Source organism: Stenotrophomonas sp. GW821-FHT09E08, from assembly GCF_059416125.1.
In genome coordinates, this window is the sequence record NZ_JBWKOO010000014.1 from 56,106 (window position 1) to 67,404 (window position 11,299).

Here is an 11,299-nt window from a genome sequence, read left to right on the forward strand (position 1 = left end):
GGGCATGCTTCCCCCATGCCTTCCCCCACCCGATCGATCCACGTCGTGGCCGCCGTCATCACCGACGCCCGTGGCCGCGTGCTGCTCAACCGCCGTACCGAGAACCGCGACATGGCCGGCCTGTGGGAATTCCCCGGCGGCAAGCGCGAATCCGGCGAAACCTCCGAACAGGCGCTGGTGCGCGAGCTGCGTGAGGAACTGGGTATCGAGGCGGATGTCGGCGAGTGGCTGATGGACGTGCCACAGCGCTACCCGGACAAGCACCTGACCCTGGAAGTGCGCCATGTACGTAGCTGGAAGGGCACCCCGCGCGGGCGAGAGGGCCAGGCGATCACCTGGGTGGCGCCGGACAAGCTGGGCCGCTACTCGATGCCGCCGGCCGACCTGCCAGTGGTGGCCGCCCTGCGCCAGCCCGACAGCTACCTGATCACCCCGGCGCCGGCCGACGATGACAGTGGCATACAGCACTGGCATGAGCAGCTGCAGCGCGCGGTAGGCGCGGGCCAGCAGCGCATCCAGTTGCGCCTGCCTCCGACGCATCCACAGCGGCAGGCGATGCTGGAACAGGCCCTGCGCACGCATCGGCGCAGCGGCGTGCAGTGGCTGCTCAACCGCGATATCGAACTGGCGCGCGCACTGGGCGTGGGCGTGCACCTGGGCAGCGAACAGCTGCTGGAACTGGAGAAACGACCGCTGCCAGAGGGACAGCTGGTTGCCGCGTCCTGCCATGACCTGCGGCAGCTGCAGGCTGCGCAGCGGCTGGGCTGTGACTTCGCCGTGCTGGGCCCGGTGCAGGCCACGGCCAGCCATCCCGCTGCCGCACCGATGGGCTGGGATGCCTTCGCCGCATTGCGCGCGCAGGTATCGTTGCCGATCTATGCACTGGGTGGCATGGGCAGCGGCCACATCGCCGAGGCGCGCCGCCATGGCGGGCAGGGCATCGCTGCGATTCGCGGGCTGTGGCCAGCGTAACGCCGTGCACGCGGCGTCAGAGCCCTTTCCGCTGGAAAGGGATCCGACCCCTCACCGGATGCAGTAGATCCACGCCATGCGTGGATGAACCCCTCCCGATTACAACGTGATCCAGAAGCACCCGTATTGTCGCCGCAACCCCAGCACCGTCGAAGCGCGCGACGCGCTGCCGGGCAGCGTCTGCTCCAGGCGCAGACCGACAGGATGCCGCGCGGCAGGCGGCTCAGGGTCGGATCCCTGCGCAGCAGGGCTCTGACCCTCCTCCTGCGAGGACGCCAGCGCCTGTGACGGATACACCGGCACCACGTCCACCAACGGCCGCCGCGCCAACGATTCCAACTGGCCGAGGATACGTTGTGCGCCTGCGTCGGAGACTGCGCTCCACAGGTACAGCGAAGACAGCCGGTTCACATCGTTGCTGACGATGCCGGTGCGCAGCGCTTCCACCAGCTCACTCAACCGTCGCGGACAGCGCGCGCCCAGGGTATCGCGCGGCATCGTGTTGCCGGCGGGCGCAGGCGGTGGCAACCGCGACCGCGCGCCCAGGCTGTCGCAGGGCCGGTCGGTGTAGACACTCTGGCCCTGCGCATCGGTGCAGCGGTTCAGGCGCGTGGACTGCGCATGGGCAGCGCTCGTTGCTGACCACAGTGGCAACAGCAGCAGGAAGAAAAGCCGGTTCATCGACGCAGGGTAGCGCCGTTCAAGGCGACGTGGCGTGCTTTCAGTCCTGCAGCAGCTTCAGCACCGAGGTGGTCGGCTTGGCCAGATTCAGGGTGTAGAAGTGCAGGCCGGGCGCTCCGCCTTCGATCAGCCGTTGGCACAGCCGGGCCACCACTTCGGTGCCGAATGCACGCACCGATTCGGCGTCATCGCCATAGGCCTGCATCTTGCGGCTGATCCAGCGCGGAATCTCCGCACCGCACTGTTCGGAGAAGCGGCGCAGCTGGCTGAAGTTGGCGATCGGCATGATGCCGGGGGTGATCGGTACCTGCACACCGAGCCGGCGCACTTCATCGACGAAGTGGAAGTAGGCATCCGGGTTGAAGAAATACTGGGTGATCGCCGCATCGGCACCGGCATCGATCTTGGCCTTGAAGTGCTTCAGGTCGGCCAGCGCATCGCTCGCCTGCGGGTGCGTCTCCGGATACGCGCCCACTTCGATGTGGAACGCATCGCCGTGCTCGGCGCGGATGAAGGCGATCAGCTCGGCGGCATAGCGCATGTCGCCGGGGAAGCCCATGCCCGAGGGCAGGTCGCCGCGCAGTGCGACCAGGCGGCGGCAGCCGATGGCGCGGTACAGCTTGAGCAGCTCGCGGATTTCCTGGCGGGTGCCGCCGACGCAGGACAGGTGCGGCGCCGCATCGAAACCGTGGTGCTGGTTGAGGTGGCGCACGGTTTCGGAGGTATAGCTCAGGGTCGAGCCGCCGGCGCCGAAGGTGCACGACACGTAGTCGGGACCGTGATCCTTCAGCTTGGCCGCAGCGCGGTCCAGCTGGCTGCGCTGTTCGTCGGTCTTGGGCGGATAGAACTCGAAGCTGATGGCGGTCATGGCGCGGGCGGCGGCGGCAGGTGCGAAGAAGTATATCGCTTCATCAAGATGGATGTTTGACGACTGCGTGAGGGCCCGCCAACCCCGGCCCGCGACCGTTCGCCCCGCCGTGCGGCCGCTGCTCCGAAATCGCAACCGGTATGCCTCGGTCCGACCCACGCTGCTCCCATCCCGGCAACATCCACCCCACGAAGGAGCAGACGATGAAGATCTTCCTGGCACTCTGGTACGCACTGAAGGCGCTGGCCCGGCTGGCCATGATCGGCATGGCGATGGCCGTGCTTGGCTCCGGTTCGGCCCATGCGGCCGCCGTCACCGGCACCGGCAAGGTGCAGGTCGAAGTAGTCGGCAACGGCCGCCCCCTGCTGATGATCCCCGGCCTGAACAGCAGCGCCGAGGTCTGGCGCGAGACCTGCCTGGCGCTGAAGGATGTGCAGTGCCACCTGGTGCAGCTGCCCGGCTTTGCCGGCGCCGCACCGGCCGATCCGCGCCCGGCCGAATTCCTGCCGGCGATGCGTGGGCAGCTGCTTGCCTACCTGCATGACCAGCACCTGGGCCCGGTGGTGGTGATCGGCCACAGCCTCGGTGGCCTGCTGGGGCTGCAGATGGCGCAGGCCGAGCCGGCGGCGGTCAGCGCACTGGTGGTGGTCGATGCGTTGCCGTTCCTGCCGGCCGCGCGTGACCCGAACGCCACGGCTGACAGCGTGCGGCCGATGGCCGACCAGCTGCGCAAGGGCATGCTCGCCGCCGATGCCGCGCAATGGCAGGCGCAGTTGAAGGCAGGTCTGCCGGGCATGACCCGCGATCCGCAGCACCAGGCGGAGCTGGGCCGCTGGGGCGAGGGCAGCGACCGCCAGACCACGGCCGATGCCATGCATGCGGTGATGACCACCGACCTGCGCGGCAGCATCGCCTCGATCAGCGCACCAACCCTGGTGCTGGGCAGCTGGGCCGGCTACCAGCCGATGGGCGCTACCGAGGACAGCACCCGGGCGGTGTTCCAGGCCCAGTACGCGAAGCTGCACGGCGTGCAGATCGCGATGAGTGCGCGGGGCTTCCACTTCCTGATGTGGGATGATCCGCGCTGGTTGCAGGAGCAGGTGCAGCGTTTCCTCGCCGCACATCCCTGACCGTTGTCCGCCCTCCTGCCGCCGCCGAGAGCCCGCATGGACGCCACCACGTCATCCCGTCGTTTCTGGACACTCAACGCGTTGGCGTGGGCCGGCTACGCGATGTACAGCCTGTGGGTCGGGATGCGGATCGGGGGCGGCGTACTGTTCAGCGGCGTGGCCTTGATCAGCGTCAGCATCGCGGTCACGCTCTGGCTGTGCAGCGGCGCATTGCGTTCGGTCGCGCTGCGCCAGCGCTGGTGGGACGGCGGGCTGGGCCTGCTGGTGTTGAAGCTGGCTGCCGGGGTGATGATCGGCGCCAGCGTTGCACAGGCGGTGACGGCTGCACTGCTGCTGCCGTCGCTGGCACTGGACTGGGTGCGGTTGCCCGGAGGGCACGCCGACTACCAGTGGTCCTCGCTGCTGGTGTACTGGATGAACACCGCGCTGTTCCTGCTGATGTGGACCGGCCTGTGGGCCGGCCTGCATGGCCTGCGCCGCGCACGCCACAGTGAGCTGGCCCGCCTGCGTGCCGAAGCCGAGCGCAGTGCGCTGGAACGCGATGCCCTGCGCGCACGGCTCAATCCGCACTTCATGTTCAACGCGTTGAACAACCTGCGTGCCTTGATCCTGGAAGATCCCGAGCGCGCACGCGACATGGTCACCCGCTTGTCGCGCACGCTGCGCCAGGCGCTGGCGCACAACCGCAGCGAGCAGGTGACACTGGCCGAGGAACTGGCAGTGGTCGACGACTATCTCGCCATCGAGGCGATCCACTTCGAACAGCGCCTGCAGGTGAAGCAGCACATCGATGCCGATGCCACGCAGGCGCAGTTGCCGGCGATGGCGTTGCAGCTGCTGGTGGAGAACGCGATCAAGCACGGCATCGCCAGTCGCCCGGGTGGTGGTGACGTGCAGATCCGTGCCACGCTGGACAATGATGTGCTGCGCCTGCAGGTGGACAACCCATTGGGCGGCGCCAGCGAGCCCACGCATGGCCACGGCGTCGGCCTGGCCTATCTGCGTGCCCAGCTCGGCACGCGTGGTCGTTTCATCCTGCAGCCGGTTGGCGACCGCATGCAGGCCCTGCTGGAGATTCCGCAATGAGTGGCGTGCTGCGCGTGTTGATCGTTGATGATGCGCGGCTGGCGCGGCAGGAACTGCGCACGCTGCTGTCGGCGCTGCCGTGGGTGCAGTGCGTGGGCGAGGCCGACGATGTGCCTGCCGCACGCGAGGCGATCGCCACGCTGGCGCCGGACCTGGTGCTGCTGGATGTGCAGATGCCTTCCGGCAGCGGCTTCGATGTGCTGGATGGTCTGGAGACGGTGCCGGCCGTGGTGTTCGTCACCGCCTACGACACCTACGCAGTGCGCGCGTTCCAGGCCAATGCGCTGGACTACCTGGTGAAGCCGGTGGAAGCGCCACGGCTGCTGGAGGCGCTGCAGCGGGCGCGTGAGCGAGAAGTCGTGGCGGCAGAAACGCCGGAATCTCGCGGCACGCTGGGCGCGCAGGACCAGGTGTTCGTGCGCGAGGGCGAACGCTGCTGGTTCGTGGCGGTGTCCGAAATCCGCCGGCTGGTGGTGGATGGCAACTACACGCGGTTGTGGTTCCGCGACCAGAACGCGCTGCTGGCCCGCAGCCTGAGCGCGCTGGAGGCACGCCTGCCGCAGGATCTGTTCTTCCGTGCCAACCGCAACACGCTGGTCAACCTGCGGCGCATCCGTGGTGTGACGCCCAGCATCGGCGACGGCTACGACCTGGCACTGGATGACGGCAGCGAGGTGGAGGTGTCGCGGCGGCAGGCGCGTGAACTGCGCGAGCGGATGGCGTTGTAGCTGCCGCTACAGCTCGGCACTGACCGGGCTGGTGATGAAGCCCCACAGCAGGCGCGCCATCACCGCCGGTGAACGTGCCTGCGCACGAGCGTAGGCAAGCAGTGCATCCAGCCGCGGGCGGTCGTAGAGGTGCCCGGCCAGAAGCACCGCGTGCACACGACGGGTGTTGGCGGTGTCCTGGAGCGGATTGCCATCGAGCAATACCAGGTCGGCGGCTTTGCCGACTTCGACACTGCCATGCAACGCCTGTAGGTCAAGATGGCGCGCCGCGTGCAACGTTGCCGCGCGCAGCACCTCGGCCTGGCTCAGGCCTGCCTGCCGCAGCCACTGCAGTTCATCGTGATAGCGCAAGCCGCCCAGCCCGGTATCGGTGCCGACCAGCACACTGACGCCGGCACGGTGCGCGGCACCGGTCAGGACCAGTCCATGCGCGAAGTACGCCTTCAACGCGTCTTCGCCGCGCAGGCCAGGATAGCGTTCGGTGGTGGCCGTCAGATCATCGCGCCATGCCCAGCGCGAAAGTGGATCCAGATAGGCCAGGCGTGGATCGTTGATGAAGGCGGGGTCGCGTGCACGCGCATCCTCTTCGCGGGTGACATGGGTGGGTACGAACGCGGCGCCGCTGGCCTGCATCAAACCGAACGCCTCATTGCACACGGAAGGCTGGTAGCCGCCGACCATGCGTTCGGCCAGTGCGGTCGGGTCTTCGCCATCCAGCGTACCGCCGCGCCACGCGGCGGCGTTGTCGAAGCAATGACGCACGAACAGATGGGCGTGTTCGAAGGCGCGCTGGCCTGCCTGCACCGCGTCTTCCAGAGGCACGGCCCTGGGCAGGTGGCCGACCAGCGGACGGCGCAGCTGCTGCGCCTCGGTGGCCAGCCGCTGGTAGGTATCCGCACGCAGCCGGTTGTAGACCTTCAACGCGTCGACGCCGCGCGCGCTGTACGTGCGCGCACGCTCGGCGGCGGTCTCCGGCGCAAGCGACGGGTCTTCGAAGTAGAAACTGGCGATCTGCACGAAGCGCGGTGCAACCTGCTGCCCGGCAATGGCCTGTGCGGTCCAGCGGCGCTTGTCGGCCACGCAGGCGATCAGCGGATCGGCAGCCTGCGGGCAATCCATCATGTCGCGGGTGCCGGTGATGCCATTGGCCAGCATCAACGGGAACTGCAGCTGCGGCGACAGCTGCAGGGCGTGGGTGTGCATGTCCCAGAAGCCGGGCAGCAGCCAGCGGCCACCGGCGTCGAAGACCGGCAACGCTGTATCGGCAACGCCTTCGCCGATGGCGGTGATCGTGCCGTTGCGGATGGTGACCGTGGTGGGCTCACTGGCTTGGCCGCGCACGATGTCCACTACCCGCGCATTGATGATCATCCGGTTGTCGCCGACCTCGGGCAGCGGCGGTGCACGCAGCGGCCAGAGCAGGGCGGCGATGAACAGCAATGGCGGTGTCAGCAGAACGACCGCCAGCACCTTCAGCCATCGGCGGCGGACGGGGTGGGGCAACGCGCGTGCTGCTTCCATGAGCCGGCGATCCTTGCGGTGGGTCGTGCGCAGGGTGCGGCAAGAGGGCGGGGGATGCCAGTGACCATCGGCATGCCGTCCTCCCTGGCGCCGGGGCGGTTACCCTGTGCAGCGGATTCCCTGACCACGCCGCGCCATGTCCATCGTCCTTACCGATTTCGCCCGTCCCCGCCTGTTCCCGCGCGTGCCGCGCGGCAACACCATCCAGGACTGCACTGCCGAGCAGTTCGAGGCACACCTCAATGCGCATGCACCGCTGAAGGTGCTCGACGGCTACGCGCCGTTCTGCAAGTTGTTCGTCTACGAGAACTGGACCAGCACGCGCTGCCTGACGGTGCCGGTCACCGACGCCAACCGTCATCTGCTGCGTAGCGGCTACGAGGCACGCAATCGCGAGGAGCTACCGGTGCTGGTACGCTGGTTCGAGGGCGTGGAGTCGCCGCGTGCGAGCTACCTGGTGGTGATCCTGTACAGCGCCGAGCAGCTGGCGAAGGAAGGTTCACCGATCGAGGCCGACTGGGGCATCGTCGGCTGCATCTACACCGCCGAGCCCGAGGAAGTGCCGATGGCGCCGATCACGATGATGCGCAATGCGCTGGGCGTGGAAGAGGGCGGCTCGGGCGTGCCGCTGGATCGCGAGGCCTACCGGCGTTCCGTCCAGTTCTGGGAGAACAACGCCAACTGGCGTCCCTGACTCGGATCCCCGTATCGCGGGGCGCTGACCCGATCATTCGACCCCATGCGCCCGCGCCATGCCCGGCTGATCTATGATCGGGCCAGACCAACGCACGGAGGGCGGAGCATGGGTACCTGCGCAAGGATGATCCTGATGGTGCTGGCTGGCCTGCTGCCGGCCACCACAGCACCGGCGGCGGCGCCGGTTGCAGAGACGGCCTGTTCGCCCTTGGCGGCGGTTCCGGGGCTGCGCGACAGGGGCGTGACCGCGTTGTCGATGCGGCCCGAGGGGGGGCGTTGCGTGGTTGAGGTGACCGCTGCCGACGGCAAGGCGCTGCTTCGGCAGCAGCAGATGCTGAATGTACTGGCACAGCACGCCTGTGCAGCGCCTGCGGAGGTGACAGTGGACGGCGCGCAGATGTCTCTTCAGTTGCACCTGCCGAAGCATTGCGCGGCGCGCGGCGGCCGGGACCTGTTCGCGGGCGAGGGCATCCCGTGGATGCAGCCACGCGGCGTGTCGCCACGCTACCCACCAGAGGCCATGCAGCAGGGACTTTCCGGACGCAGCCAGCTGAAGGCGCTGATCGATGCGCAAGGAACCGTTGCCGCGGTGATCGTGGAGACCTCCAGCGGCTACGCGCTGCTGGATGAAGCGGCGGTGGAAGAACTGCGCGGCTGGCGTTTCGTCCGCGCCGACGCGAAGAGCACGGTGCCGGAGTTGACCATCGTGCGCGTGCCGATGCGGTACGAATTGGTGGAGTGATAGCGATCCACGCACGGCCCGGAGCTGCGCGCTGCCGCAGTAGCGCCACGCCATGCGTCGCTGCACCCGGTCAGGCGGCCATCCACTCCCACCAAGGGTAGTGGTACTCGCGGTCGATGGCCTGCCAGTGCCGGGCGCATTGTGTGCAGGCAACCGCGTGGCACTCGCCCCAGCCACCTTCGGCTTCGCCCACCGAAAGCAGCCGCATCTGCCCCTGTTCAAGCAGACGACGGGGATCGAAGAACGGGTAGCCGGGATTGAGCGCACACAGGCAACCCTCGCGCGCACGCCAGTAGCGCAACCGTTTCAGCGCGGCTTTCAGGTGCGCCTGATTGCTGATCAGCATGCCACCGAGCGCGATGCCCTGGCAGCGCTGCTCGATCAGGTCCGCGTGCGTGGCCAGTGCTTCCAGCGAGGACGCGCTGAACAGCCGTGCGACCGTGCGTGCGGCGTTGGTGATGCGCGCGCCGTCGCGCGACAACAGGTCCTGCAGCAATACATCGGCCTGTGCGTCCTCAAGGCGGGGCGGTGGTGCGGCGGACCACGGCCAGCGCATCAGCGCGCCTTGCCGATGGCAGCGAAGTGGCCGACGGTCAGGCGCAGCAGATCAGCCGGTGCCAGTTCCACTTCCAGTCCGCGGCGCCCGGCGCTGACATGCAGCGTGGGCAGTGCCTGCGCGCTGGCATCCAGGAAGGTGCGCAGGCGCTTCTTCTGCCCGAGCGGGCTGATGCCACCGACCAGGTAGCCGGTCGCGCGCTGTGCGGAATCGGCGGCGGCCATCTCGCACTTCTTGCAGCCGGCCGCTTCGGCCAGCGCCTTCAGGTCCAGCTGGCCGGCCACCGGCACGATCGCCACCAGCAGTTCGTGTGTCTCGGTGCTGGCCAGCAGGGTCTTGAACACCTGGGCCGGGTCGAGGCCGAGCTTGTCGACGGCTTCTCCGCCATACGATTCGGCGTGGGCGTCGTGCACGTAGCTGCGCACGGTGTGGGCGATCTTCTCGCGCTTGAGCAGATTGATGGCCGGAGTCATGGGCACATCGTAGCGTGGCGTGGAGGCGTTGCCTTGACCGAGGCTCGCCCCTCGGTCCGGTGGATGCGTGGTGCATGGCTCCACGCAAACGCAGAACGGGCGCCCGAAGGCGCCCGTTCTTCCTGCTTCCGTTGCTGGGGTCAGAGCCCTTTCCTGCGGAAAGGGATCCGACCCCGGCACGATCAGTAGCGGTAGTGGTCCGGCTTGAACGGGCCTTCCACCGGCACGCCGATGTAGTCGGCCTGTTCCTGGCTCAGGGTGGTCAGCTTCACGCCGATCTTTTCCAGGTGCAGACGCGCCACTTCTTCGTCCAGCTTCTTCGGCAGCAGGTACACCTTGTTCTCGTAGCTGTCCTTGTTGGCCCACAGGTCGATCTGGGCCAGGGTCTGGTTGGCGAACGAGTTGGACATCACGAAGCTCGGGTGGCCGGTGGCGCAGCCCAGGTTGACCAGGCGGCCTTCGGCCAGCAGGAAGATCGCATTGCCGTTCGGGAAGATGTACTTGTCCACCTGCGGCTTGATGTTGACGTGCTGCACGCCCTTGAAGCCCACCAGCGCATCGACCTGGATCTCGTTGTCGAAGTGGCCGATGTTGCAGACGATGGCCTGGTCCTTCATCGCGCTCAGGTGCTCGATGCGGATGATGTCCTTGTTGCCGGTGGTGGTGACGTACAGGTCGGCACGGCCCAGGGTCGATTCGATGGTGTTGACTTCATAGCCTTCCATCGCCGCCTGCAGGGCGCAGATCGGGTCGATCTCGGTGACGATCACGCGCGCGCCGTAGGCACGCAGCGACGCGGCGCAGCCCTTGCCGACGTCACCGTAGCCGCAGACCACGGCCACCTTGCCTGCCAGCATCACGTCCATCGCGCGCTTCAGGCCGTCGGCCAGCGACTCGCGGCAGCCGTACAGGTTGTCGAACTTGCTCTTGGTGACCGAGTCGTTGACGTTGATCGCCGGGATCAACAGGGTGCCGGCCTGGGCCAGCTGGTACAGGCGGTGCACGCCGGTGGTGGTTTCTTCGGAGACGCCCTTCCAGTCCTTGACCACGCGGCCCCAGTAACCCGGGCGCTCGGTGGCGACGCGCTTGAGCAGGTTCTTGATGACCTGCTCTTCGTGCGATGCAGCCGGCTCGTTGACCCAGGTGCTGCCGTTTTCCAGTTCGTAGCCCTTGTGGATCAGCAGGGTCACGTCACCGCCGTCGTCGACCACCAGCTCCGGACCGGTCAGGGTGCCGTCGGCCAGGGTGAAGGTCAGCGCGTCCAGGGTGCAGTCCCAGTACTCTTCCAGCGACTCGCCCTTCCAGGCGAACACCGGGGTGCCGGTAGCAGCGATGGCGGCAGCAGCGTGGTCCTGGGTGGAGAAGATGTTGCACGAGGCCCAGCGCACGTCGGCGCCGATGTCCTTCAGGGTCTCGATCAGCACCGCGGTCTGGATGGTCATGTGCAGCGAACCAGTCACGCGCACGCCCTTCAGCGGCAGGCTGGCGGCGTGCTTGCGGCGGATCGACATCAGGCCCGGCATCTCGTGCTCGGCGATGTCCAGTTCCTTGCGGCCCCAGTCGGCCAGGGTGATGTCGCGGATCTTGTAATCGCCTTCGGTGGAGAAGGTCTTGGCAACAGCATTCATGCAATAGCTCCGGTTGTGGACGAGCGGATGCTCGCTTCTGGCCGGGCGCCGTTGTTGCAGTACCACCTGGCCGAGCCTGGCCGGCCTCAAGGGATCCGGTCGCAGCGCCCCTCGGCAGGGGAGGAGGTCCATTATATCGCGCCTCCGGTGTGACACGCCGATGACCCAACCATCGGCAGGTGGGCCGGCGGGCATGGCCTGTTAAGGTCGTTGTTTTC

At 67.6% G+C, this 11,299-nt stretch carries 12 protein-coding genes and 1 riboswitch; of the genes, 6 read left to right on the forward strand and 6 right to left on the reverse strand.

The annotated features are described in order from the left end of the window. Window positions 1–15 precede the first annotated feature (15 nt). A complete protein-coding gene (locus AC07M7_RS16350) occupies window positions 16–972 on the forward strand; it encodes a Nudix family hydrolase (RefSeq protein ID WP_426354344.1) in 957 nt (318 codons plus the stop codon). A 99-nt stretch (window positions 973–1,071) separates the two neighbouring features. Here AC07M7_RS16350 and AC07M7_RS16355 read toward each other — a convergent pair whose 3' ends face one another. Both AC07M7_RS16355 and metF read right to left on the reverse strand, forming a co-directional pair. Next, window positions 1,072–1,653: a DUF4124 domain-containing protein gene (locus AC07M7_RS16355; RefSeq protein ID WP_426354343.1), complete on the reverse strand. Its 582-nt coding sequence runs from the start codon at window positions 1,651–1,653 to the stop codon at window positions 1,072–1,074. Window positions 1,654–1,693: 40 nt separating this feature from the next. Beyond that, a complete protein-coding gene (metF, locus tag AC07M7_RS16360; protein ID WP_495207858.1) occupies window positions 1,694–2,521 on the reverse strand; it encodes a methylenetetrahydrofolate reductase [NAD(P)H] in 828 nt (275 codons plus the stop codon). A 203-nt stretch (window positions 2,522–2,724) separates the two neighbouring features. Here metF and AC07M7_RS16365 point away from each other — a divergent pair, with 203 nt between their 5' ends. From AC07M7_RS16365 to AC07M7_RS16375, 3 genes are read left to right on the forward strand one after another with little or no spacing between them, the layout of a single operon-like run. Next, complete coding sequence (locus AC07M7_RS16365; protein WP_495207859.1) at window positions 2,725–3,651, forward strand: alpha/beta fold hydrolase; 927 nt, start codon at window positions 2,725–2,727, stop codon at window positions 3,649–3,651. 36 nt (window positions 3,652–3,687) lie between these two features. Further along, the gene (locus tag AC07M7_RS16370; RefSeq protein ID WP_495207860.1) at window positions 3,688–4,737 is read left to right on the forward strand and encodes a sensor histidine kinase; all 1,050 of its coding nucleotides are present in this window, start codon (window positions 3,688–3,690) and stop codon (window positions 4,735–4,737) included. Next, on the forward strand, window positions 4,734–5,465 hold the full coding sequence (locus tag AC07M7_RS16375; RefSeq protein ID WP_495207861.1) for a LytR/AlgR family response regulator transcription factor: 732 nt from the start codon (window positions 4,734–4,736) through the stop codon (window positions 5,463–5,465). Before AC07M7_RS16370 ends, AC07M7_RS16375 begins: the two co-directional genes overlap by 4 nt. 6 nt (window positions 5,466–5,471) lie before the next feature. Here the strand turns inward: AC07M7_RS16375 and AC07M7_RS16380 are convergent, their stop codons facing one another. Beyond that, window positions 5,472–6,986, reverse strand: a complete 1,515-nt coding sequence (locus AC07M7_RS16380; protein ID WP_495207862.1) for an amidohydrolase family protein — start codon at window positions 6,984–6,986, stop codon at window positions 5,472–5,474. A gap of 136 nt (window positions 6,987–7,122) precedes the next feature. Here AC07M7_RS16380 and AC07M7_RS16385 point away from each other — a divergent pair, with 136 nt between their 5' ends. Together AC07M7_RS16385 and AC07M7_RS16390 are read left to right on the forward strand one after the other, a co-directional pair. After that, window positions 7,123–7,680: a DUF3228 family protein gene (locus tag AC07M7_RS16385; protein ID WP_046982711.1), complete on the forward strand. Its 558-nt coding sequence runs from the start codon at window positions 7,123–7,125 to the stop codon at window positions 7,678–7,680. A 126-nt stretch (window positions 7,681–7,806) separates the two neighbouring features. Continuing rightward, a complete protein-coding gene (locus AC07M7_RS16390; protein WP_495207863.1) occupies window positions 7,807–8,424 on the forward strand; it encodes an energy transducer TonB in 618 nt (205 codons plus the stop codon). Between the two features lie 70 nt (window positions 8,425–8,494). On the opposite strand, the gene AC07M7_RS16395 is transcribed toward AC07M7_RS16390, so the two are convergent. From AC07M7_RS16395 to ahcY, 3 genes are all read right to left on the reverse strand, one after another. After that, complete coding sequence (locus tag AC07M7_RS16395) at window positions 8,495–8,980, reverse strand: hypothetical protein (RefSeq protein ID WP_495207864.1); 486 nt, start codon at window positions 8,978–8,980, stop codon at window positions 8,495–8,497. Next, window positions 8,980–9,453, reverse strand: a complete 474-nt coding sequence (gene ybaK, locus AC07M7_RS16400) for a Cys-tRNA(Pro) deacylase (RefSeq protein ID WP_046982714.1) — start codon at window positions 9,451–9,453, stop codon at window positions 8,980–8,982. The genes AC07M7_RS16395 and ybaK overlap by 1 nt, the downstream gene beginning before the upstream one ends. Before the next feature lie 182 nt (window positions 9,454–9,635). Beyond that, window positions 9,636–11,081: an adenosylhomocysteinase gene (gene ahcY, locus AC07M7_RS16405; protein ID WP_032968675.1), complete on the reverse strand. Its 1,446-nt coding sequence runs from the start codon at window positions 11,079–11,081 to the stop codon at window positions 9,636–9,638. Between the two features lie 36 nt (window positions 11,082–11,117). Further along, window positions 11,118–11,200: riboswitch (S-adenosyl-L-homocysteine riboswitch) on the reverse strand. Window positions 11,201–11,299 lie beyond the last annotated feature (99 nt).

Bases quoted from the DNA above. Each gene is read 5' to 3' on its own strand.
- AC07M7_RS16350 (WP_426354344.1), top strand. From the start codon at position 16: ATGCCTTCCCCCACCCGATCGATCCACGTCGTGGCCGCCGTCATCACC.
- AC07M7_RS16355 (WP_426354343.1), bottom strand. From the start codon at position 1,653: ATGAACCGGCTTTTCTTCCTGCTGCTGTTGCCACTGTGGTCAGCAACG.
- metF (WP_495207858.1), bottom strand. From the start codon at position 2,521: ATGACCGCCATCAGCTTCGAGTTCTATCCGCCCAAGACCGACGAACAG.
- AC07M7_RS16365 (WP_495207859.1), top strand. From the start codon at position 2,725: ATGAAGATCTTCCTGGCACTCTGGTACGCACTGAAGGCGCTGGCCCGG.
- AC07M7_RS16370 (WP_495207860.1), top strand. From the start codon at position 3,688: ATGGACGCCACCACGTCATCCCGTCGTTTCTGGACACTCAACGCGTTG.
- AC07M7_RS16375 (WP_495207861.1), top strand. From the start codon at position 4,734: ATGAGTGGCGTGCTGCGCGTGTTGATCGTTGATGATGCGCGGCTGGCG.
- AC07M7_RS16380 (WP_495207862.1), bottom strand. From the start codon at position 6,986: ATGGAAGCAGCACGCGCGTTGCCCCACCCCGTCCGCCGCCGATGGCTG.
- AC07M7_RS16385 (WP_046982711.1), top strand. From the start codon at position 7,123: ATGTCCATCGTCCTTACCGATTTCGCCCGTCCCCGCCTGTTCCCGCGC.
- AC07M7_RS16390 (WP_495207863.1), top strand. From the start codon at position 7,807: ATGATCCTGATGGTGCTGGCTGGCCTGCTGCCGGCCACCACAGCACCG.
- AC07M7_RS16395 (WP_495207864.1), bottom strand. From the start codon at position 8,980: ATGCGCTGGCCGTGGTCCGCCGCACCACCGCCCCGCCTTGAGGACGCA.
- ybaK (WP_046982714.1), bottom strand. From the start codon at position 9,453: ATGACTCCGGCCATCAATCTGCTCAAGCGCGAGAAGATCGCCCACACC.
- ahcY (WP_032968675.1), bottom strand. From the start codon at position 11,081: ATGAATGCTGTTGCCAAGACCTTCTCCACCGAAGGCGATTACAAGATC.